Raw genomic sequence first — 20,558 nt, 5'->3', positions numbered from 1 at the left:
CAAAAATGCCGGATCATGGTCCGGCGTTTTTACACCACCTTGCGTTCGCGCAAGCCGGTGATGTCGGCCTCACCCAATCCCAGCCACTGCCCCAGCACCTCGTCCGTATGCTGCCCCAGCAAGGGCGGCGGCAAGCGGTATTGCACTGGCGAGCTTGACAAGCGTACCGGATTGGCCACCAGCGCCACCGTGCCGGCCGTCGGGTGCGCCATTTCCACTTTCAGGCCGCGCGCAACTACTTGTGGGTCGGCAAACACCTGGTCGATGCGGTTGACAGGCCCGCAAGGCACGGCCGCCAGCTCGAACGCCGTGATCCACTCGTCGGTTGTGCGCATCACGGTAGCCTGGCGCAGCAGCGGAATCAGGATCGCCCGGTGCGCCACGCGCTGCGGATTGGTGGCGAAGCGCGCGTCCTGCGCCCATTCCGGATGGCCGGCGATCGTGCAAAAGCGCGCGAACTGGCCGTCGTTGCCGATCGCCAGGATCATGTCGCCATCGGCGGTGGGGAAATCCTGGTAGGGCACGATGTTCGGATGGGCATTGCCCATGCGCTGCGGCACCTTGCCGCCGCACAGGTAGTTGGCCGCCTGGTTGCCCAGCGCCGCCACCTGCACGTCGAGCAGGGCCAGGTCGATATGTTGGCCCAGGCCGGAACGAGTCCGTTCGGCGAGCGCCGCCTGCACGGCGATGGTGGCGTACAGCCCCGTCATGATATCGGTTTGCGCCACGCCCACTTTTTGCGGCCCGCCGCCCGGCTCGCCATCGGGCACGCCCGTAATGCTCATTAGGCCGCCCATGCCCTGGATCAGAAAGTCGTAGCCGGCGCGCGCCGCATACGGGCCGTCCTGGCCAAAGCCGGTAATCGAGCAATACACGAGGCGCGGGTTGAGCGCCAGTAAGCTTGCCGCATCGAGCCCATACTGTTTCAAGCCGCCAAGCTTGAAGTTTTCCAGCAGCACATCGGCCTGCAGCGCCAGCTGGCGCACCAGTGCCTGGCCTTCGCTTGCTGCCAGGTCGATGCACAGCGAGCGCTTGTTGCGATTGGCGCACTGGAAGTAGGCGGACTCAGCCGTGTCGCGCCCGTCCTCGTCCTGCAGATAGGGCGGTCCCCAGGAGCGCGTATCGTCGCCGCGCCCGGGCTGCTCGACTTTGACCACGTCGGCGCCCAGGTCGGCCAGCAGTTGCCCGGCCCATGGGCCGGCCAGCACGCGCGACAGGTCGAGCACGCGCAGCCCGGTCAACGGCGCCGGCCGCAAGGTGGAAGCGAAGGTGGAGGCCAAGGCGTCCATCAGTTGCTGAAGGCGGCGATGCCGGTAATGGCGCGGCCGATGATCAGCGCGTGCACATCGTGCGTGCCTTCATAGGTGTTGACCACTTCCAGGTTGACCAGGTGGCGGATGACGCCGAACTCGTCGGAAATACCGTTGCCGCCCATCATGTCGCGCGCCATGCGGGCGATGTCCAGGGCCTTGCCGCAGCTGTTGCGTTTCATGATGGAAGTGATTTCCACGGCGGCCGAGCCTTCGTCCTTCATGCGGCCCAGGCGCAAGCAGCCTTGCAGGCCCATGGTGATTTCGGTCAGCATGTCGGCCAGTTTCTTTTGCACCAGCTGGTTGGCGGCCAGCGGACGGCCGAATTGCTGGCGGTCCATGGTGTACTGGCGTGCTTTCAGGTAGCAGTCTTCGGCCGCGCCGAGCGCGCCCCAGGCGATGCCGTAGCGGGCGCTGTTGAGGCAAGTGAACGGGCCTTTCAGGCCGCGCACGTCGGGAAACGCATTTTCTTCCGGGCAGAACACCTCGTCCATGACGATCTCGCCGGTAATGCTGGTGCGCAGGCCGACCTTGCCGTGGATCTCGGGCGCGGACAGGCCTTGCCAGCCTTTTTCCAGCACGAAGCCGCGGATCGCGCCTTCATCGTCCTTGGCCCACACCACGAACACATCGGCGATCGGGCTGTTGGTGATCCACATCTTGGCGCCCGACAGGCTGTAGCCGCCCGGCACTTTGCGCGCGCGGGTGACCATGCTGCCCGGATCGGAGCCGTGGTTCGGCTCGGTCAAACCGAAGCAGCCGATCAATTCGCCGGTGGCCAGTTTCGGCAGGTATTTCTGCTTGGTTTCTTCATTGCCGAAGGCGTTGATCGGCACCATCACCAAGGAGGACTGCACGCTCATCATCGAGCGGTAGCCCGAATCGATGCGCTCGACTTCGCGCGCGGCCAGGCCGTAGCACACGTAGTTGAGGCCGGCGCCGCCGTATTGCTCTGGAATGGTCGAGCCCAAGAGGCCCAGTTCGCCCATTTCGCGAAAGATGGCGGCGTCGGTGCGGCCATGGCGGAACGATTCGAGCACGCGCGGCGCCAGGCTGCCCTGGCAATAGTCGCGCGCCGCTTCCAGCACGGCGCGTTCGTCGCCGCTCAGTTGTTCGTCCAGCAGCAGGGGGGAATGGAAGTCAAATACGTTTTTGCTCATCACGGGCCTCGCAAGGTGAGCGCCGGTGGGGGCGCAGGATTGAATGGGACTCATGGTAGGTTTTCGCCGCGCCTTGCGCAAACGATTTTTATGCACTCAGATATGCCTGTTACTCATATCTTGCGGCATACTCGGTGTTTTATCAGGTTCAGGCCGCCATATGTCCCGCAAGATACCGATGCTGCAAGCGCTCAATTGTTTCGAGGCGGCTGCGCGCCATCAAAGCTATACCCATGCGGCGCGCGAGCTGTCGCTGACGCAAAGCGCCGTGTCGCGCCAGATTGCTTCCCTCGAGAGCTTTCTTGGCGTGCAGCTGTTCCAGCGCACGCGCCATGGCGTGCTGCTGACCAGCGCCGGCGCATCCTACGCGCGCCAGATCGCCGCCCGCCTCGATGGCCTGGAGCGTGACACTTTGGACACCATGGCGCGCCAGGGCGGCGGCGCCTTGCAGCTGGCCTCGGTGCCGACCTTTGCCACGCGCTGGCTGATGCCGCGCCTGGCCAGCCTGTCTGCGCAGCAGCCCGAGATCGTGGTGCATATCGATGCCTACACAAAACCGTTCATGTTTGCCGATACGGAATACGATGGCGCCCTGTATGCGGGCACGCCCGAGCAACTGGCGCGCTGGCCCGGCACGCGCGCCACCTTGCTGATGCAGGAAGAGATCGTGCCCATCGCCAGCCCGCGCCTGTTGCAAGCGCGCAGCAGCTGGCAGCCGCAAGATTTGCTGGAACTGACTTTATTACAGCCAAGCACGCGCCCGGGTGCCTGGCGCCAGTGGTTCGACGCCATGCAGGTCGAAGGAGCGGCGCGCTACGGTGCACGCTATGAACTGTTTTCCATGCTGGCCATGGCCGCCGTGCAGGGGCAGGGCGTGGTGCTGTTGCCGCGCATGCTGGTCGAAGCGGAACTTGCGCGCGGCGAACTGCAGATCGCTTGCGAGCGCCCATTGCGCGGCCAGCGCGGGTACTACCTGATCACGCCCGAGGCGGCGCATGAAAAGCTCGCAATGCAGCAGTTCCGTGCATGGCTGCAGCAAGCGGCGGCTTAATCGACCTTGGCGGTGTCGAAATGTGGGTTGTCGATCAGCCCGAGCTGGTTGCCGAACGGGTCCAGCAGTTCTACCGTGCGGATGCCGTCACCCACGTCCGTCAGCGGGTGGTGGACGGTGGCGCCCAGCGCGACCAGTCGGTCGATTTCCTGGGCTATGCCCTCCACGCCCCAGTAGGTGACGCTGCCCTGGGTGCCGGGCTGGCCGCCGGGCAGCAGGCCCAGCTCGAAGCCGCCGATAGTGAAACCGACATAAAACGGCTGGTCAAAATACGGCGTGGCGTTGAACGCCTGGCTGTACCAGGCCTTGGCCTTGTCCAGGTCGCTGACGGGATAGGTCACGGTGCGCAAACCCTTGATCATGTGATGCTCCTGTAAAGTTGAGTCGATGGCGCCAGCATGCCACGTTTGCCGGCGCCGCGATTGTAAAAATGGAAGGTCAGGAATGGCAGCTCAAACCTTGCGCTGCGCCAGCCACGCTTCGGGCGAGGCGCGTGCAAAATCCTGGAAATCATGGATCAGGTGCGACTGGTCATAATAACCATATTGCAAGGCGACCTGGACCCAGTCCGCATGCGCCGGCAGTTGTTTCAACGCGCTGTTGACGGCGCGAAAGCGGCTGATGCGGGCAAACAGCTTGGGGCTGATGCCCACCTGCTGGCGAAACTGCAGCGCCAGGTGCTGGCGCGACACTTTCAACTGCGCCGCCAGTTGGTCCACGCGCACGCCGCCGTGCGTGTGCTCGATCAGCGCGACCGCGTGCGCGGCCAGGCCGGAGGCGGCCGGCTGCGGCGTATTCCTCAGGCGCAGCAGCAGAAAATCTTGCAGGATATGCATGCGTTGCACATCCGACAAGGGGTCGGTCCACAGCGCGTCGCCCAGGCGCGCCGCCAGCGCGCGCCCCCACAGTTGTTGCAGGTCGGTGCGTCCGTCGTTGAGCTCGCATAGCGGCAGCTGGAAAAAACGCGCCGCCGCGCCGGGCCTGAAGCGGGCCGCCACCGTCTGCACCAGGCCGCGGCTGACGACGTTGATGGGTTTGCTCATCATGCCGACGGCAAAGCTGGCGTCCTGCTGGTCCTGGCACAGGATGTCGATGCAGTTGTCGGGCAGCACCTGGTGCACCAAAGGCTGGCCGCGCGCGTGCACGCGGCAGGTCCAGACGCAGTCCAGCCAGGGCCGCAGGGCGGCAACGGGGGCGGTTTCCTGGTAGATGAACATGGCCGGCGAAGGAAAGCACAAGATAGCCGCATCTTACACAGCCTGTTTGTGCACCTGCAAAAATATGCGCGCCGGGGGTGGCGGCCCGCCGCGCTACAGGGCGGCGACAACCAGTATAATGCTCGGTTCATATCCACTAATTGGTCGCACATCATGCAAGATAAATATAGTCCCGCCGACGTCGAACAAGCCGCCCAATCGCACTGGAAGGCCATCGAGGCCTACAAGGCTGTCGAACACGACCCGCGTTTCCCGAAAGGCAAGTACTACGCTTGTTCGATGCTGCCTTACCCTTCGGGCAAGCTGCATATGGGTCACGTGCGCAACTATACGATCAATGACGTGATGTACCGCTACCTGCGCATGAACGGCTACAACGTGCTGATGCCGATGGGCTGGGATGCGTTCGGCATGCCGGCGGAAAACGCGGCCATGGCCAACAACGTGCCGCCCGCGCAATGGACGTATTCGAACATCGCCCACATGAAGCAGCAGATGGAATCGATGGGCCTGGCAATCGACTGGTCGCGCGAAATGACCGCCTGCAAGCCCGAATACTACAAATGGAACCAGTGGATGTTCCTCAAGATGCTGGAAAAAGGCATCATCTACCAAAAGACCGGCACCGTGAACTGGGACCCGATCGACCAGACCGTGCTGGCCAACGAGCAGGTAGTCGACGGCCGTGGCTGGCGCTCGGGTGCGCTGATCGAAAAGCGCGAAATCCCGATGTACTACGCGCGCATCACCGACTACGCCGACGAATTGCTGGCCTATGCCGACGACAAGCTGCCCGGCTGGCCCGAGCGCGTGCGCACCATGCAGACCAACTGGATCGGCAAATCGACCGGCGTGCGCTTCGCCTTCCCGCATGCGATCAAGGATGCTGCCGGCCACCTGATCGGCGACGGCAAGCTGTATGTATTTACCACCCGCCCCGACACCATCATGGGCGTGACCTTCTGCGCCGTGGCCGCCGAGCACCCGCTGGCGCTGCACGCAGCGCAGACCAATCCTGCACTGGCCGCCTTCAACGCCGAATGCAAGCTCGGCTCCGTCATCGAAGCGGACATGGCGACGATGGAGAAGAAGGGCATGCCGACGGGCCTGTTCGTCACTCATCCGTTGACGGGCGAACAAGTCGAAGTGTGGGTCGGCAATTACGTCTTGATCACCTACGGCGACGGTGCCGTGATGGGCGTGCCGGCGCACGACGAGCGCGATTTCGGCTTTGCCAAAAAATACGACCTGCCGATCAAGCAGGTGATCGAAGTCAAGGGCGAGCAATTCTCGACGGACGTGTGGCAGGAGTCGTACGGCAGCAAGGAAGGCGTGTGCATCGCCTCGGGCAAGTACGACGGCCTGCATTTCGCGTCCGCCGTCGATGCGGTGGCAGCCGACCTGGCGCAACTGGGCCTGGGCGAAAAGAAAACCACCTTCCGCCTGCGCGACTGGGGCATTTCGCGCCAGCGCTACTGGGGCACGCCGATCCCGATGATCCATTGCGAGCACTGCGGCGTGGTGCCGGTGCCGGAAAAAGATTTGCCGGTGGTGCTGCCGGAAGACTGCGTGCCGGACGGTACCGGCAACCCGCTCAACAAATACGAAGCCTTTTTGCAGTGCGACTGCCCGCAGTGCGGCAAACCCGCGCGCCGCGAAACCGACACCATGGATACCTTTGTCGATTCGTCGTGGTACTACATGCGCTATACCTCGCCGGGCAGCAATAGCGCCATGGTCGATGAGCGCAACGACTACTGGATGCCGATGGACCAGTATATCGGCGGCATCGAACACGCCGTGATGCACTTGCTGTATGCGCGCTTCTGGACCAAGATCATGCGCGACTTTGGCCTGGTCAAGTTCGACGAGCCATTCGTCAACCTGCTCACGCAAGGCATGGTGCTGAACGAAACCTATTATCGCGAAGACGCCGCCGGCAAGAAGACCTGGTTCAACCCGGCCGACATCAATTTGACGATGGACGACAAGGGCCGTCCGCAGGCGGCCACCCTGGTGGCCGATGGCGCGCCGGTGGAAATCGGCGGCACGGAAAAAATGTCGAAGTCGAAGAACAACGGCATCGACCCGCAGGCGCAGATCGAGCAGTACGGCGCCGACACGGCCCGTCTGTTTACCATGTTCGCCTCGCCGCCGGAACAGACGCTGGAATGGTCGGGCAGCGGCGTCGAAGGCGCCAATCGCTTCCTGCGCCGCGTCTGGAATTTCGGCTATGCCCAGTCGGCCACGATTCAGGCAGCATTGACAGCCGCTCCTGCGCCGGCCACCGGCGAGGCGCAGAAAAACCTGCGCCGCGAACTGCACAAGATCCTGCAGCAGGCCGATTACGACCTGAAACGCATCCAGTACAACACCGTGGTGTCGGCCTGCATGAAGATGCTCAACACCCTGGAATCGGCCAAGCTGGACGATAGCGCGCAGTCGAAAGCCTTGACCGCCGAAGGCTATTCGATCTTCCTGCGCCTGTTGAATCCGGTCGCGCCGCATATCACCCATGTCTTGTGGCAAGAGCTGGGTTACGCCGGCGTGCATGGCGACTTGCTTAACGCCGCATGGCCGCAGGTCGATCCGCAAGCACTGGTGCAGTCCGAGATCGAGATGATGATCCAGGTAAACGGCAAGCTGCGCGGCTCGATCACGGTGTCCAAGGATGCGGACAAGGCCAGCATCGAAGCGCAGGCGCTGGCCTGCGAGAGCGTGCAGAAATACATTGAAACCACGCCGAAGAAAGTCATCGTCGTGCCGGGCAAGTTAATCAGCATTGTGGTGTAACTCTATGACGACTTCTTTTTCCGGTTTGCTGTCGCGCGGACGCGTTCGCGTTCTGTTCGCCGTGTGCCTGGTCTTGAGCCTGTCGGCCTGCGGCTTTCACCTGCGCGGCTCGAACGGCAGTTTCATGCTGCCGTTCGCGACGATGAACATCGACCTGCCCGATTCCTCGCCGCTGGCGATCGATCTGAAGCGCTATATCCGCGCCATCGGCAGCACGGAAATCGTCGACACCAGGCAGGCGGCCGACGCCACCCTGGAAGTGGTGGCGGACCCGGAGAAGACGCGCACCAAGACCATACTGTCACTGAACAGCAATGGCCGCGTGCGCGAGTATCAACTCGGTTATTCGATCCAGTTCCGCGTGGTGGACAAGGCCGGCAACCAGTTGCTGGGCCCCACCAATATCGGCCTGACCCGCCCGATCACCTTCAATGAATCGCAGGTGCTGGCCAAGGAAACGGAAGAAGCGGCGCTGTACCGCGACATGCGCAACGACCTGGTGCAGCAGATCATGCGCCGCCTGGCCGCCATCAAGCCGGTGCTGCCGGCCATGTCGGTGGCGCCTGTCGCACCTGTCACCCCGGTCTCGCCGGCAGTGCAGCAGTAAGGGCAGGCCATGCAATTGCGGATAGACGCGCTCGACGCTCACGTGGCCAAGCCGCTGGCGCAGCTGTATGTGATCACCAGCGACGAACACCTGCTGGCGCTGGAGGCGGCCGACAAGATCCGCCGCGCCGCGCGCCAGCAGGGCTACACCGAACGCGATGTGCTCAGCGTCGAGCGCAGTTTCAAGTGGGGCGAGCTGCTGGCGGCCAACCAGGAACTGTCGCTGTTCGGCGATAAAAAACTGATCGAACTGCGCATCCCCACCGGCAAGCCGGGCAAGGATGGCGGCGCGGCGCTGCAAAGCTATGCGAAAAACCTCAGCCCTGATAACCTGACCCTGATCACCTTGCCCAAGCTGGACTGGGCCACGCAAAAGGCGGCCTGGGTTGCCAGCCTGCAGCAGGCGGCCGTCTACATCGATATCCCGAATGTGGAACGGGCGCAATTGCCGGCCTGGATCAGCCAGCGCCTGGCCGCGCAGGGGCAAAGCGCCGAGCGCGCCAGCATCGACTTTATCGCCGAACGGGTGGAAGGCAATCTGCTGGCAGCGCACCAGGAAATCCTGAAACTGGGTTTGCTGCACGAGCCGGGCAAGCTGACGTATGAACAGGTGCACGATGCGGTGCTCAATGTGGCGCGCTACGATGTGTTCAAGCTGTCCGAGGCGATGCTGGCGGGCGACCCGGCGCGGCTGGTACGCATGCTCGAAGGCTTGAAAGGCGAGGGTGAGGCGCTGCCGCTGGTGCTGTGGGCGGTGTCCGAGGAAATTCGCACCTTATTGAAACTGAAGGCGGGCATGGCGCAGGGCCGGCCACTGGGCGCGCTGTTGAAAGAGTACCGCATATGGGGGCCGCGCGAGCGCATGATGGAGCCGGCCTTGCGGCGCGTGTCGCTGCCGCTGCTGGAAAACGCGCTGCGGGAAGCGGCCCAGGTCGACAAGATGATCAAGGGCTTGCGGGCCAAGGCGCATGCGGGCGACGCCTGGGACGCCTTGTTGCAACTGGCCCTGACGATTTGCCGGGGTTGAGGACGCCTAACAGAACCTACTGCGCGTCGGTATTTGCGGCCTGCGATGCTCACTGTACCTTCGTACAGTTGCGCTTCTTAGCCACAACTACCTTCCGCTCGCTACGGTTTTGTTAGACGTTGTAATGATGTAAAAAACCATATGGATAAAAGCATGGACATCAAAGAATATATGCAAGACGTGGGCACGCGTGCCCGCGCCGCTTCGCGCGCCATGGCGCGTGCCGACAGCGCCACGCGCAACCGCGCCTTGACGCTGATCGCCGCAGCCATCGTGCGCGACGCCGACCTGCTGCGCGCGGCCAACCAGCGCGACCTGGAAGCTGCCGCCGCTGCTGGTCTCGCGCCGGCCATGCTCGACCGCTTGACACTGTCCGATTCCGCGATCGCCACCATGGTCGAAGGCTTGACGCAGATCGTCGCTCTGGCCGACCCGATCGGCGAGATCTCGAACATGAAATACCGCCCCTCCGGCATCCAGGTGGGCCAGATGCGCGTGCCGCTGGGCGTGATCGGCATCATCTATGAAGCACGTCCCAACGTGACGGTGGACGCGGCGGGCCTGTGCATCAAGAGCGGCAACGCCACCATTTTGCGCGGCGGCTCGGAAGCGATCCACTGCAACCGCGCGCTGGCCAAGCTGGTGGCCGAGGGCCTGGCTGGTGCCGGCTTGCCGCAGGACGCGGTGCAGGTGATCGACACCACCGACCGCGCCGCCGTCGGCGCCTTGATCACCATGCCGCAGTTTGTCGACGTGATCGTGCCGCGCGGCGGCAAGGGCCTGATCGCGCGCCTGATGGACGAGGCCACCGTGCCGATGATCAAGCACCTCGACGGCATCTGCCACGTGTATATCGACGCCAAGGCAGACATCACCAAGGCGGTCGATATCGGTTTTAACGCCAAGTGCCACCGCTACGGTACCTGCAACACCATGGAAACGCTGCTGGTGGCGCGCGCCATCGCGCCACAAGTGCTGCCGCAACTGGCCGAGCGCTATTTGACGAAACAGGTGGAGCTGCGCGCCGATCCGGAAGCGCTGGCGATCCTCGACGGCTATCCGCACCTGGTCGCCGCGACCGAGGAAGACTGGCGCACCGAATACCTGGCCGCTATTTTGTCCATCAAGGTGGTTGACGGCATCGACGAAGCGATGGACCATATCAACCAGTATTCGTCGAAACACACCGAGTCCATCATCACCGAAGACTACAGCGACGCGCTGCGCTTCTTGCGCGAAGTCGATTCGGCCTCGGTGATGGTCAACGCCTCGACCCGCTTTGCCGATGGCTTCGAATATGGCCTGGGCGCCGAGATCGGCATTTCGAACGACAAGCTGCACGCGCGCGGCCCGGTCGGCCTCGAAGGCCTGACCTCGCTCAAATACGTGGTCTTCGGCCACGGCGAAGTCCGTCAGTAAGCCATTATTGCGAGCCGCCCACGGCGGTTCGCTTTTCTTTACCCTTCAAACCGGGAACCCCATGCTCTGGATTAAAGCACTGCACATCGTCTTCGTCATCTCCTGGTTCGCCGGCCTGTTCTACCTGCCGCGCATCTTCGTCAACCTGGCGATGGAAACGGAAACCGTGGCCACCGAGCGCCTGCTGCTGATGGCGCGCAAGCTGTATCGCTTCATGTCGCTGCTGGCGCTGCCGGCGATGGTGCTGGGGCTGGTGCTGCTGTGGATGCAGTATGGCGGCGCCGAAGGCGGCATGAAGATGCCGGGCTGGATGCACGCCAAGCTGACCTTCGTGGTGCTGCTGCTGGGCTACCACCATGCTTGCGGCGCGATCCTGCGCAAGTTCGAAAAAGGCATCAACCAGCGCAGCCACAAGTGGTTCCGCTGGTTTAACGAAGTGCCGGTGGTGATGCTGCTGGCGGTGGTGGTGCTGGTGGTGGTCAAGCCTTTCTAACGGAGACGATGATGAGTGCAAGCCAGAACAAGGTAATCCAGTATTTCTTTGCTCCCCATTCGCCATGGACCTACCTGGGCCATGCGCGCGTGATGGCGATCGCGAAAAAGAGCGGCGCGCAGATCGACGTGCGCCCGTTTGACCTGGGCAAGGTCTTCAGCGTCTCCGGTGGCCTGCCGCTGGCCAAGCGCGCGCCGCAGCGCCAGGCCTACCGCCTGGCCGAACTGGCGCGCTGGTCGGCGTTCCTGGACGTGCCCTTGACCCTGCAGCCGAAGTTTTTCCCGGTCTCGCCGGAAGCGTCGGCCAAACTGATCATCGCCACCCGCCTGGCGCACGGCGTCGACGCTGCCATGCACCTGGCGCACGCCATCATGCGCGGCGTGTGGGCCGAGGAACGCAATATCGGCGACGAAGACACCCTGGCGCAGATCGCGCAGGACGCCGGCTTTGACGGCCGCCAGTTGCTCAAAACGGCAGAGACGGCCAGCGTGCGGGCCGAATACGACGCCAACACGGAGGCGGCCACGGCAGCGTCCGTGTTTGGCTCGCCCTGGTATATCGTCGATGGCGAAGGCTACTGGGGCCAGGACCGCCTCGATTTTGTCGAGCGGGCGCTGGCGAAGTAAGTTTTTTTTAGTAAATTGTTTTTCAACGGATAAAAGGTATCCTTATATGGCTTCATATTTTTGCCCATGCCCGCGCGGCATGGAAGCGGCGCTGGCCGAGGAACTGGGCGAGATCGCCCAGGATAGTGCGACCATGAAGGTCCACAACCAGGTGCCGGGCGGCGTCCACTGCTCGGGCGACCTGGTCGATTCCTATCGCATCAACCTGCATTCGCGCATCGCCTCGCGCGTGCTGATGCGCATGGCCCATGCCGGCTACAAGACGGAAAACGATATCTATGACCTGACCCTGGCGCAGCCGTGGGAAGACTGGTTCGGCGTGCATCACACGATCCGCGTCGATGTGACGGCCGTCAAATCGCCGCTGCGCAGCCTGGAGTTCACCACCCTGAAGATCAAGGACGCGATCTGCGACCGCTTCCGCGACCAGTTCAACGAGCGCCCGTCGGTCAACACCAAGACGCCGGACATGCGCATCGTCGGTTTCCTCGACGCCCACACATTTACGGTCTACCTCGATACGTCCGGCGAGGCGCTGTTCAAGCGCGGCTGGCGCGAAGAGACGGGCGACGCGCCGCTGCGCGAAAACCTCGCTGCGGGCCTGCTGCGCGTGTCGGGCTGGAAGCCGGGCATGGTGCTGTTCGATCCGATGTGCGGCTCGGGCACCATCCTGGCCGAAGCGGCGCAAATGGTGCAGGGCATCCCGCCGGGCGCAACGCGCCGCTTCGCCTTCGAGAACTTCCACGACTTCGATCCGGCGCCGTGGAACGCCCTGCGCAACGCCATCACGGCCAAGCCGCTGCCGGCGGAGCCGACGATTTTCGGCAGCGACATTTCGGGCGACATGGTCGCCATGACGCGCCACAACCTGCGCTGCGCCGGCGTGCGCTTCGAGGTGCCCCTGAAACAGATCGAAGCGCAGGAAGTCAGGCCGCCTGGCGAGGTGGCCGGCATCATGCTGACCAACCCGCCGTACGGCGAGCGTATCGGCGTGCGCGGCGACAGCAGCCTGCCGGAAGATGAATTGTCGAGTTCGTTCTATACGGCCATGGGCACCACTCTGAAGCAGCGCTTTGCCGGCTGGACCGTGTTCCTGTTTACGGCCGACCTGGGCCTGCCGAAACTGCTGCGCCTGAAAGAAGCGCGCAAGACGCCGTTTTTCAATGGCGCGCTGGAATGCCGTCTGTTCCGCTTCGATATGGTGGCGGGATACAACCGCAGGGAAGAAGCCAAGCCGAAGCCGCAGCAGTAAGCACTCACCGGAATAACTACGCAGCACATCCGCAGTCACCCGCGCGCGGACCGGCACCGGTCCGCATTTTTACTTTGGACCGCCATGCTTCCCATTCCGCCGGCCAATGTGCCGCCAGATCCCGTCACGCCCGTGCCGCCCCCTGTTCCCAGCCACATGGCGCCGCTGAGCCGCGGCGCCATGGCCGTATTGCTGGCCGGCATGTCGATGCTGGGACCCTTGTCGATCGATACCTATCTGCCGGCCTTTGGCGCGATTCAGGATTCCTTGCAGGCCTCGCCGCTGGAGGTGCAGCAGTCGCTGACGTTTTACATGCTGGCCTTTGCCGGCATGGTGCTGTGGCATGGGGCCTTGTCCGATGCCTTCGGGCGGCGCAACCTGATCCTGGTGTCGCTGGCCTTGTTCGCCATCGGCTCGCTCGGCTGCGCCTCGGCCCATACCGTGCATTACCTGTGGGTCTTTCGCATGCTGCAAGGGGTGTCGGCCGGCGCCGGGGTGGTGATCAGCCGCGCCATTGTCCGCGACCTGTATGCCGATGCTGCCGCCGCGCGGCTGCTGTCGCTGGTGACGATGATTTTTTCGATCGCACCGGCCATCGCACCCATTTTAGGGGGCTGGATCGTGATCTGGTTCGACTGGCGTGCGATCTTCCTGTTCCTGGTGTTCTACACGCTCATTCTGCTGGGCTTTTGCTACTGGCGCCTGCCCGAAACGCTGCCGCTGGCCAAACGCCAGCCCTTCAATCCCCGTTTCCTGGCCAAAAGCTACAGCCAGATCCTGCGTTCGCCGCTGTTCCATATCAAGGCCGGCATCGTCGCCCTCAATTTTGGCGGCCTGTTCCTGTTCATCACGGCCGCGCCGGAAATGCTGCCGCGCCAGCTGGGACTGGGGCCGACGCAGTTCGCCTGGCTGTTCATTCCCTGCGTGAGCGGCATCTTCCTGGGCGCCCTGGCGGCCAACCGTCTCGCCGGCAAAGCCACATTTGCGCGCCAGATCGGCATCGGCTTTGCTTTCCTGCTGTGCTCTACCAGCGTCAACGTGGTGTTTCACCTGTTCCTGCCGCCGATGTTGCCCTGGACCGTGCTGCCGCTGTTTTTCTACACCTTCGGCATGTCCTTGGTGGGCCCGGGCGCCACCTTGCTGGCGCTCGACCTGTTCCCGCATATCCGCGGCACCGTTGCCTCGTGCCAGGCCTTTGCCACCACCTTGATGGGGGCGCTGGTGGCCGGTGTCATTACGCCCATATTGTCAGGTTCCGTACTGTGGCTGGCCTCCGGTCAACTGGTGCTGTCGGCGCTGGCGCTGGGCCTGTGGCTGATTTCACGACGCTTCCGTCACCGCCTGGTCGGGCCTGTCCTGCCTGGCACCGTCTGATCGGCCAACATGGTTTATAAGCGGAAGAAAAAGCGCCCTCCTGCTCTTGATTTCCACCGCCTCAAAGTGCCAGCCATACGGCGATTATTGTGTCGAACACGAAACAACGCACGTATTTTATACAAGAAAACAATGTTAAAATCTTGCGGCATGGATTCTTGACGGTATGGTGACGCTGTTTTCACCCCTCGGTCTCCAGCACTATTTTAGCGGCGAACTGATGTCTGGCAGTCCTTCATGCCCCACAGTTGGCCTTTTTTTGTTTCTTCCAAGTTGCTTCAGCCGATTTTACTTCTGAGTATCTTGTCGGAAATTCCAGATGCAGGATACATGAAAAGGTAGTCGGATTTTGTTAAACGTACTCAGAAAATCAGTGAAATATACGTGGTGCGGATGCCTGATCCTCGGCGCGTCTGGCGCCATCGCGGCCACCCCTAATCATGGCGGTCAATCCGGCTATATCAACATGCCCAGTGCCGTGGTGGAGCCTGATGGCACGTTCGGCGTTGGTTACAGCTATGACAGTCCGTATGGCCAGTTGTGGGTGACGTCGAATATATTGCCTTTTTTGCAAATGACAGGGCGCTACGTATCGATTACCGGCATTCCTGGCTTCACCAATGTACCCGGTGAATATGGTAGCGGCTATGGCCGTTACAAGGACAAGGTCGTTGACGCCAAACTGCGCTTGTGGCAAGAGACGACATGGTTGCCGTCGGTTGCCGTCGGTGCGACCGACTTGTTCGGTACCGAATTGTTCAAGGGGCAATACGTTGTCGCCACCAAGACCTTCGGCGCCACCAAAAACATCGAGGCCAGCCTTGGTTATGCCCGTAAGCGTCCCGATGGCCCGTTTGCTGGCCTGCGCTGGACACCTGCGGCCTTGCCGCGCTGGTCGGTCGTGGCCGAGTATGACACCACCAATTATCAGCGTGACTTCCGTGCCGCCGAGACCGCTGCCGGCAAGCGCAGCAAGGGGCCTTCCATGGGGCTGGAGTACCGCTGGGGCTGGCTGGCGGTGCAAGCGGCACGCAGCCGTGACCAATTCAGCGTCAACGCGTTCGTCAGCATTCCCTTTGGCGAACGCGAGTTCATTCCCAAGGTGTTCGAGCCGGCCTATTTTGTCGATGACAAGAATCCGCCGCCACGACCCACGCGAGATGAGTGGCGCAATGACGCCGGCTATGGCGCCGACCTGGTCAAGGCGCTGGTCAAGCAGGACTATAAGAACATCCGCGTCGTGCAAGAGGGCAATACACTGGCCCTGACACTGACCAACAGCCGCATTTCGAACCTGGGGCGTGCCGTCGGTCGCGCCGCGCGCACGGCCGTGGCGTTCATGCCTGTGGGCGTGAGCAATCTGCGCATCACATATACCAAGCTCGATCAGCCGATCGCCACCTATGAATTTTTAGATATCCCGAAACTGAACGATTATTTTGCCGGCAAGATCGACCGCAAGGCATTCCTCGACGTCGTGTTGATGCGCTACCCGGAAAAGAGCGATATCATTCGCGACGACCAGCAAACATGGTTGAATGAGTTCCTCGACCGTCCGGCCCAGGCCCAGTCCGCTGTTGTCGCTACCACGCCTGCCGCAAGGCCGGTGATGGCAGTCGAGCCTGCTGCTGCTTCCGGGGCTGCAGCGGCCGATGTGGCCGCCACGATACCCGTACCGGCAGTCGTCAAGGCGGCCAATGCCGTCCAGAATGATGGCAAGCTGGCGGTAGCGCTCGGTGTCGATGGCGATGTGGTGCAGGTCAAATCGCTGGACCGCGAAGCGAACCGTTTCAAGATCGCCCCCAAGGTCGGTTTCTTCTTCAACGATCCCAGTGGCGCTTTCCGTTACTCGATCTCGGCGCTTGCCAATTACGACCAGCGCCTTGGCGATGGCCTGTACCTGAATAGCGCGGCCAGCCTGCAGTTGCTTGAAACCGTGTCGGGCGTCAAGCAACCATCGAACAGTGACTTGCCGCATGTGCGCAGCGATGTGGCGAAATACATGCGCGGCGGGCGTTTTTCGCTGAGCCGCATCGTGCTGAACAAATATGACAGTCCCGCCGAGCGCGTGTATACGCGCATGTCGGCCGGTTTATACGAAGATATGTTCCGTGGCGTCGGCGGGCAAGTTCTGTATTTACCTAAAGACAGCCGCTGGGCCGCCGACCTGGCCGTCGATGCGCTGCAACAGCGCGGTTACAAGGGCCTGTTCGATTCACTCGACTATAAAACCGTCACGGCAATCGGCTCCCTGCATTACCGCTTGCCGCACGATATCACCGTGACGGCGCGCGCTGGCCGTTTCCTGGCCAAGGACTCTGGCGTGCGCGTGGAATTCAAGCGCCGTTTCCAGTCCGGCATCGAAGTCGGTGCGTGGTATACGCACACCAACGCCAACGATATCGCTACACCCGGTTCGGTTGCCAATCCCTACCAGGACCGCGGTATTTTCCTGTCGGTTCCACTGAACAGCATGTTGCCAATGGATACGCAGTCGACGGCCGGTTTTTCGATTTCACCATGGACACGCGATGGCGGCCAGATGGTGGCCTCGCCCGGCGACTTGTATGATATGGTGGAACGCCCCCGTGCCGACATGCACAGCTACGACGGTCTCGGTAATTTTGCCGAACGTGCCGATGAGCAAAACCTGCCTGCTGTCAATCCTCCGGTTCGGCCATTCGTCAGCCCTTGGCCAGCCATGCGCGCGCGCCTGGAGCAATCCTCGTCGGCCATGCCTGAACCTGCTGACTGGGTCAAGGCGACGGCGCTGATCGGTGGCGTCGTGGTGGCGACGGCACTGAGCGACAAGCCGGTCGACCGTTTTGTCAAGAAACACCAGTATTCCAGCGTGTTGCGCAATTGGGACAGGGTGGGCAAGGCCATGCCGTTCGCCCTGGTGGGCGCTGCTGGTGCAGCCTTTGCGTTCGGCGACGATCGCATGCAGAACATCGGCCTGATTTCGATGCAATCGGTCGCTGCTGCAACCGGTCTGGCTATGGTCGGAAAATATGCGATTGGCCGTGCCCGTCCAGGTGAAGAGCGTGGTCCCTGGAGCAGCGTGGGTGATGGTTACAAGCGTTCGGACGCTTCCTTTCCCTCAGGTCACTCAACTATTGCTTTTGCCGCTGTCACGCCGTTTGCCAAGGAATACGACGCACCATGGCTGTACGGTGTTGCAGCGCTCGGCGCGGCTGGTCGTGTCGCGGGTCGCAATCACTGGGTGTCTGATACGGTTGCCGGCAGTATCCTCGGTTATGCAGTCGGTAGCTGGTTGTGGAGTGCACAGCGCGATCAGGACAAATCGGGTCTGTCGATTAATCCAGGACCAAAAGAAGTCAGTGTGACGTGGCAAACAAAATATTAATATGAAAGAAACTATTTAAAATATTCAACCGTCCGGTCAGTTTATTTAATTTTTTGCAGATGTTGCATTGTCGGCACTCAAACTGATACGGAGCGGCCACGTACCGGGGCTCTATGCCGTTTTGCTTGCGATCGACGGCAATGATCTCGCCAAGGCTTTGCAAGCTGCGTTCAAGTTCGTAGCCGGCATGGCCGGTGTTTCCGGTAATTAAGATTCGCGTCATGACGTGCTCTCGGCAAGAATGACTGCGGCCCCGCGTTGCGGCGCCGCAAGCGCAGGTCAGGCGAAGACGTCGGCGTCGGCCAGCAGTGTTCCGACCTTGTCTTTGCCCGACAGCAGCGGCTCGCCGTCCAGTGGCCAGTCGATGCCGATTGCCGGGTCATTCCACAAGACGCAGCGCTCGAATTCGGGCGCCCAGTAATCGGTGGTCTTGTAAAGGAATTCGGCGCTGTCGCTGGTCACCATGAAGCCGTGGGCAAATCCCTCCGGCACCCACAACTGACGTTTGTTTGCGGCCGACAGTACGATGCCGGCCCATTTCCCGAAAGTTGGCGAGCTTTTACGCAGGTCAACGACGACGTCGAATACTTCGCCAGCCGTCACACGTACCAGTTTGCCTTGCGGCTGCTGGATCTGATAGTGTAAGCCACGCAATACGCCCTTGGCGGATTTGGAGTGGTTATCCTGGACGAAATCCTGTGTCACGCCGGTCAGTTCGGCAAAGCGTTTTTTGTTGAAGCTTTCATAAAAAAAGCCGCGATCATCGCCGAAGACGGCTGGTTCGATAATCAGCACGTCAGGCATGGCTGTGGTTTGAATTTGCATGGTGGATTCGTATGGTATGAACTAAGTGGAAGGCGATGGAGCCTCAGAATATTTTTTCGGCGAGCAAACGCAACAGATACTGGCCGTAAGCATTCTTCTTCAAGGGCTGGGCCAATTCCGTCAATTTGGCGGCGTCAATATAGCCTTTGCGATAAGCAATTTCTTCTGGGCAAGCCACTTTAAGACCCTGGCGATTCTCGATGGTGGCGATGAACTGGCCAGCTTCGAGCAACGATTCGTGGGTGCCGGTATCGAGCCAGGCCATGCCGCGGCCCATCAGTTCGACTGTCAGTTCGCCGCGCTCCAGATAGGCACGGTTGACGTCGGTAATTTCCAGTTCGCCACGCGGCGACGGGGCGATACCTGCGGCGATGTCGCATACCTGGCTGTCATAAAAGTACAGGCCGGTGACCGCGTAGTTCGATTTTGGCTTGACCGGTTTTTCTTCGATGCTGACCGCGCGTCGCTGATCATCGAAATCGACCACGCCATAGCGTTCCGGGTCGTGTACGTGATAAGCGAACACGGTGGAACCACTGGTGCGTGCCGAAGCTTCGCGCAACTGGGTTTCAAAGTCGTGACCGTAATAAATGTTGTCGCCCAAGATCAATGCCGATGGGGCATCACCGACGAACTCCTTGCCGATGATGAACGCTTGCGCCAGGCCGTCAGGACTCGGCTGCACTGCGTACGCCAGGCTGATGCCCCACTGGCTGCCATCGCCCAGCAATTCCTGGAAACGTGGCGTATCCTGAGGCGTCGAGATGATCAGGATCTCACGGATGCCGGCCAGCATTAAAGTGGTCAGCGGATAATAAATCATCGGCTTGTCATAGACTGGCAACAACTGTTTTGAAACTGCCATCGTCACCGGATACAAGCGCGTGCCGGAACCACCAGCGAGAATGATGCCTTTGCGTTCGATAGGATTGCTCATCAGATTGCGTCCTTTGTCGTATCGCGAGCCGCATAGTTCTGTTCCACCCATTTCAGGTAGTCGCCCGACTGCACATCGCGTACCCATGCCTGGTTGTCCAGGTACCACTGCACCGTCTTGCGTATGCCGGTCTGGAATGTTTCGGCTGGTTTCCAGCCCAGTTCGCGCTCGATCTTGCGAGCATCGATGGCGTAGCGGCGGTCATGGCCGGGGCGATCCTGTACATAGGTGATCTGTTCGCGATAGCTGCCCGACGCTTTCGGGTCGAGTGTATCGAGAATATCGCAAAGAGTATGCACCACTTCCAGGTTGGCCATCTCGTTCCAGCCGCCCACGTTATAGACTTCGCCCAGGCGGCCCGCTTCCAGTACGCGGCGGATCGCCGAGCAGTGGTCGCCCACGTACAGCCAGTCGCGCACCTGCATGCCGTCGCCATAGATCGGCAGTGGCTTGCCGGCGCGGGCGTTGCTGATGATGAGAGGAATCAGTTTTTCAGGGAAATGGAAAGAGCCGTAGTTGTTCGAGCAGTTGGTGGTGAGTACCGGCATGCCATAGGTATGGAAGTAGGCGCGCACCAGGTGGTCAGAGGCTGCTTTCGATGCCGAGTAAGGGCTGTTCGGCGCATAAGGCGTCGTTTCGGTGAACGGCGGATCCTGCGGTCCAAGGGTGCCATAGACTTCATCGGTCGACACGTGCAGGAAACGAAAAGCCTCCTTGGCCTCGCCCGTCAGGCCGGACCAGTAGGCGCGTGCTGCTTCGAGCAGGCTGAAGGTGCCATTGACGTTGGTCGAAATGAATTCGCCTGGACTGTGGATCGAACGATCGACATGGCTTTCCGCAGCAAAATGCACGATGGCGCGCGGTTTGTGTTCTGCCAGCAAACGGGAGACAAGGGAGGTATCGCAAATGTCGCCGCGTACGAAGATGTGGCGTGGATCCTGTTCGAGGCTGGCCAGATTGCTGAGGTTGCCAGCATAGGTCAGTTTGTCGAGGGTGATGACAGGTTCATCATTCACCGCCAGCCAGTCACGTACAAAATTGGAGCCGATGAATCCGGCGCCGCCAGTAACTAAAATCATGCTGTTATCCTTTTCTTGCTTT

18 protein-coding genes are annotated in these 20,558 nt (G+C 61.5%); 10 read left to right on the top strand and 8 right to left on the bottom strand.

Translation table 11 applies throughout. The annotated features are described in order from the left end of the window. Positions 1 to 29: 29 nt before the first annotated feature. Together CD932_RS08345 and CD932_RS08340 are read right to left on the bottom strand one after the other, a co-directional pair. Complete coding sequence (locus CD932_RS08345) at positions 30 to 1,289, bottom strand: CaiB/BaiF CoA-transferase family protein (RefSeq protein WP_094442227.1); 1,260 nt, start codon at positions 1,287 to 1,289, stop codon at positions 30 to 32. After that, the gene (locus CD932_RS08340) at positions 1,289 to 2,470 is read right to left on the bottom strand and encodes an acyl-CoA dehydrogenase (RefSeq protein WP_094442226.1); all 1,182 of its coding nucleotides are present in this window, start codon (positions 2,468 to 2,470) and stop codon (positions 1,289 to 1,291) included. Before CD932_RS08340 ends, CD932_RS08345 begins: the two co-directional genes overlap by 1 nt. Before the next feature lie 160 nt (positions 2,471 to 2,630). Here CD932_RS08340 and CD932_RS08335 point away from each other — a divergent pair, with 160 nt between their 5' ends. Next, positions 2,631 to 3,521 (top strand): LysR substrate-binding domain-containing protein, encoded by an 891-nt coding sequence (locus tag CD932_RS08335; RefSeq protein WP_176460913.1) that lies wholly within the window; start codon positions 2,631 to 2,633, stop codon positions 3,519 to 3,521. On the opposite strand, the gene CD932_RS08330 is transcribed toward CD932_RS08335, so the two are convergent. Further along, on the bottom strand, positions 3,518 to 3,883 hold the full coding sequence (locus CD932_RS08330; protein ID WP_094442225.1) for a VOC family protein: 366 nt from the start codon (positions 3,881 to 3,883) through the stop codon (positions 3,518 to 3,520). The two genes, CD932_RS08335 and CD932_RS08330, sit on opposite strands and share 4 nt — an antisense overlap. A gap of 90 nt (positions 3,884 to 3,973) precedes the next feature. Further along, entirely contained in the window at positions 3,974 to 4,759 is a 786-nt protein-coding gene (locus CD932_RS08325) for an AraC family transcriptional regulator (protein ID WP_094442224.1), read from the bottom strand. A 132-nt stretch (positions 4,760 to 4,891) separates the two neighbouring features. On the opposite strand from CD932_RS08325, the gene leuS reads away from it, so the two are divergent. From leuS to CD932_RS08280, 9 genes are all read left to right on the top strand, one after another. After that, the gene (leuS, locus tag CD932_RS08320; RefSeq protein WP_094442223.1) at positions 4,892 to 7,531 is read left to right on the top strand and encodes a leucine--tRNA ligase; all 2,640 of its coding nucleotides are present in this window, start codon (positions 4,892 to 4,894) and stop codon (positions 7,529 to 7,531) included. A gap of 4 nt (positions 7,532 to 7,535) precedes the next feature. After that, positions 7,536 to 8,138, top strand: a complete 603-nt coding sequence (gene lptE / locus CD932_RS08315; protein WP_094442222.1) for an LPS assembly lipoprotein LptE — start codon at positions 7,536 to 7,538, stop codon at positions 8,136 to 8,138. Between the two features lie 9 nt (positions 8,139 to 8,147). Continuing rightward, positions 8,148 to 9,164, top strand: coding sequence for a DNA polymerase III subunit delta (holA, locus tag CD932_RS08310; RefSeq protein ID WP_094442221.1), 1,017 nt, complete (start codon positions 8,148 to 8,150; stop codon positions 9,162 to 9,164). 153 nt (positions 9,165 to 9,317) lie between these two features. Further along, positions 9,318 to 10,583 carry a glutamate-5-semialdehyde dehydrogenase gene (locus CD932_RS08305; RefSeq protein ID WP_094442220.1) on the top strand — a complete coding sequence of 422 codons (1,266 nt, stop codon included), beginning with the start codon at positions 9,318 to 9,320 and terminating at the stop codon, positions 10,581 to 10,583. 61 nt (positions 10,584 to 10,644) lie between these two features. Further along, positions 10,645 to 11,076: a CopD family protein gene (locus tag CD932_RS08300; protein WP_094442219.1), complete on the top strand. Its 432-nt coding sequence runs from the start codon at positions 10,645 to 10,647 to the stop codon at positions 11,074 to 11,076. An 11-nt stretch (positions 11,077 to 11,087) separates the two neighbouring features. After that, positions 11,088 to 11,702 carry a 2-hydroxychromene-2-carboxylate isomerase gene (locus CD932_RS08295; RefSeq protein WP_094442218.1) on the top strand — a complete coding sequence of 205 codons (615 nt, stop codon included), beginning with the start codon at positions 11,088 to 11,090 and terminating at the stop codon, positions 11,700 to 11,702. A gap of 79 nt (positions 11,703 to 11,781) precedes the next feature. Then, positions 11,782 to 12,954: a class I SAM-dependent RNA methyltransferase gene (locus tag CD932_RS08290; RefSeq protein ID WP_094442217.1), complete on the top strand. Its 1,173-nt coding sequence runs from the start codon at positions 11,782 to 11,784 to the stop codon at positions 12,952 to 12,954. Positions 12,955 to 13,038: 84 nt separating this feature from the next. Continuing rightward, positions 13,039 to 14,328, top strand: coding sequence for a multidrug effflux MFS transporter (locus CD932_RS08285; protein WP_176460912.1), 1,290 nt, complete (start codon positions 13,039 to 13,041; stop codon positions 14,326 to 14,328). Positions 14,329 to 14,701: 373 nt separating this feature from the next. Next, positions 14,702 to 17,695: a YjbH domain-containing protein gene (locus CD932_RS08280; RefSeq protein ID WP_254926517.1), complete on the top strand. Its 2,994-nt coding sequence runs from the start codon at positions 14,702 to 14,704 to the stop codon at positions 17,693 to 17,695. Here the strand turns inward: CD932_RS08280 and CD932_RS29295 are convergent. The 4 genes from CD932_RS29295 to rfbB are packed head-to-tail and all read right to left on the bottom strand — an operon-like array spanning position 17,667 to position 20,536. Continuing rightward, complete coding sequence (locus tag CD932_RS29295) at positions 17,667 to 17,918, bottom strand: hypothetical protein (protein WP_094442214.1); 252 nt, start codon at positions 17,916 to 17,918, stop codon at positions 17,667 to 17,669. The two genes, CD932_RS08280 and CD932_RS29295, sit on opposite strands and share 29 nt — an antisense overlap. Positions 17,919 to 17,974: 56 nt before the next feature. Continuing rightward, positions 17,975 to 18,520, bottom strand: a complete 546-nt coding sequence (gene rfbC / locus CD932_RS08270) for a dTDP-4-dehydrorhamnose 3,5-epimerase (protein WP_094442213.1) — start codon at positions 18,518 to 18,520, stop codon at positions 17,975 to 17,977. 43 nt (positions 18,521 to 18,563) lie between these two features. Then, positions 18,564 to 19,457, bottom strand: coding sequence for a glucose-1-phosphate thymidylyltransferase RfbA (gene rfbA / locus CD932_RS08265; RefSeq protein ID WP_094442212.1), 894 nt, complete (start codon positions 19,455 to 19,457; stop codon positions 18,564 to 18,566). Further along, complete coding sequence (gene rfbB, locus CD932_RS08260; RefSeq protein ID WP_094442211.1) at positions 19,457 to 20,536, bottom strand: dTDP-glucose 4,6-dehydratase; 1,080 nt, start codon at positions 20,534 to 20,536, stop codon at positions 19,457 to 19,459. Before rfbB ends, rfbA begins: the two co-directional genes overlap by 1 nt. Positions 20,537 to 20,558: the final 22 nt, after the last annotated feature.

It is taken from the genome of Janthinobacterium sp. PC23-8, from assembly GCF_002250505.1.
GTDB lineage: Bacteria > Pseudomonadota > Gammaproteobacteria > Burkholderiales > Burkholderiaceae_D > Janthinobacterium.
Note: the sequence above shows the minus strand (reverse complement) of the source record. Positions and strands in the feature narration are given on the sequence as shown.

What these genes read in the sequence shown, in the direction of transcription:
- leuS (WP_094442223.1), top strand. Translation starts at nt 4,892, where the DNA reads ATGCAAGATAAATATAGTCCCGCCGACGTCGAACAAGCCGCCCAATCG.
- CD932_RS08305 (WP_094442220.1), top strand. Translation starts at nt 9,318, where the DNA reads ATGGACATCAAAGAATATATGCAAGACGTGGGCACGCGTGCCCGCGCC.
- CD932_RS08335 (WP_176460913.1), top strand. Translation starts at nt 2,631, where the DNA reads ATGTCCCGCAAGATACCGATGCTGCAAGCGCTCAATTGTTTCGAGGCG.
- CD932_RS08285 (WP_176460912.1), top strand. Translation starts at nt 13,039, where the DNA reads ATGCTTCCCATTCCGCCGGCCAATGTGCCGCCAGATCCCGTCACGCCC.
- CD932_RS08300 (WP_094442219.1), top strand. Translation starts at nt 10,645, where the DNA reads ATGCTCTGGATTAAAGCACTGCACATCGTCTTCGTCATCTCCTGGTTC.
- lptE (WP_094442222.1), top strand. Translation starts at nt 7,536, where the DNA reads ATGACGACTTCTTTTTCCGGTTTGCTGTCGCGCGGACGCGTTCGCGTT.
- CD932_RS08330 (WP_094442225.1), bottom strand. Translation starts at nt 3,883, where the DNA reads ATGATCAAGGGTTTGCGCACCGTGACCTATCCCGTCAGCGACCTGGAC.
- CD932_RS08340 (WP_094442226.1), bottom strand. Translation starts at nt 2,470, where the DNA reads ATGAGCAAAAACGTATTTGACTTCCATTCCCCCCTGCTGCTGGACGAA.
- rfbA (WP_094442212.1), bottom strand. Translation starts at nt 19,457, where the DNA reads ATGAGCAATCCTATCGAACGCAAAGGCATCATTCTCGCTGGTGGTTCC.
- CD932_RS08295 (WP_094442218.1), top strand. Translation starts at nt 11,088, where the DNA reads ATGAGTGCAAGCCAGAACAAGGTAATCCAGTATTTCTTTGCTCCCCAT.
- rfbC (WP_094442213.1), bottom strand. Translation starts at nt 18,520, where the DNA reads ATGCAAATTCAAACCACAGCCATGCCTGACGTGCTGATTATCGAACCA.
- CD932_RS29295 (WP_094442214.1), bottom strand. Translation starts at nt 17,918, where the DNA reads ATGACGCGAATCTTAATTACCGGAAACACCGGCCATGCCGGCTACGAA.
- holA (WP_094442221.1), top strand. Translation starts at nt 8,148, where the DNA reads ATGCAATTGCGGATAGACGCGCTCGACGCTCACGTGGCCAAGCCGCTG.
- CD932_RS08290 (WP_094442217.1), top strand. Translation starts at nt 11,782, where the DNA reads ATGGAAGCGGCGCTGGCCGAGGAACTGGGCGAGATCGCCCAGGATAGT.
- rfbB (WP_094442211.1), bottom strand. Translation starts at nt 20,536, where the DNA reads ATGATTTTAGTTACTGGCGGCGCCGGATTCATCGGCTCCAATTTTGTA.
- CD932_RS08345 (WP_094442227.1), bottom strand. Translation starts at nt 1,289, where the DNA reads ATGGACGCCTTGGCCTCCACCTTCGCTTCCACCTTGCGGCCGGCGCCG.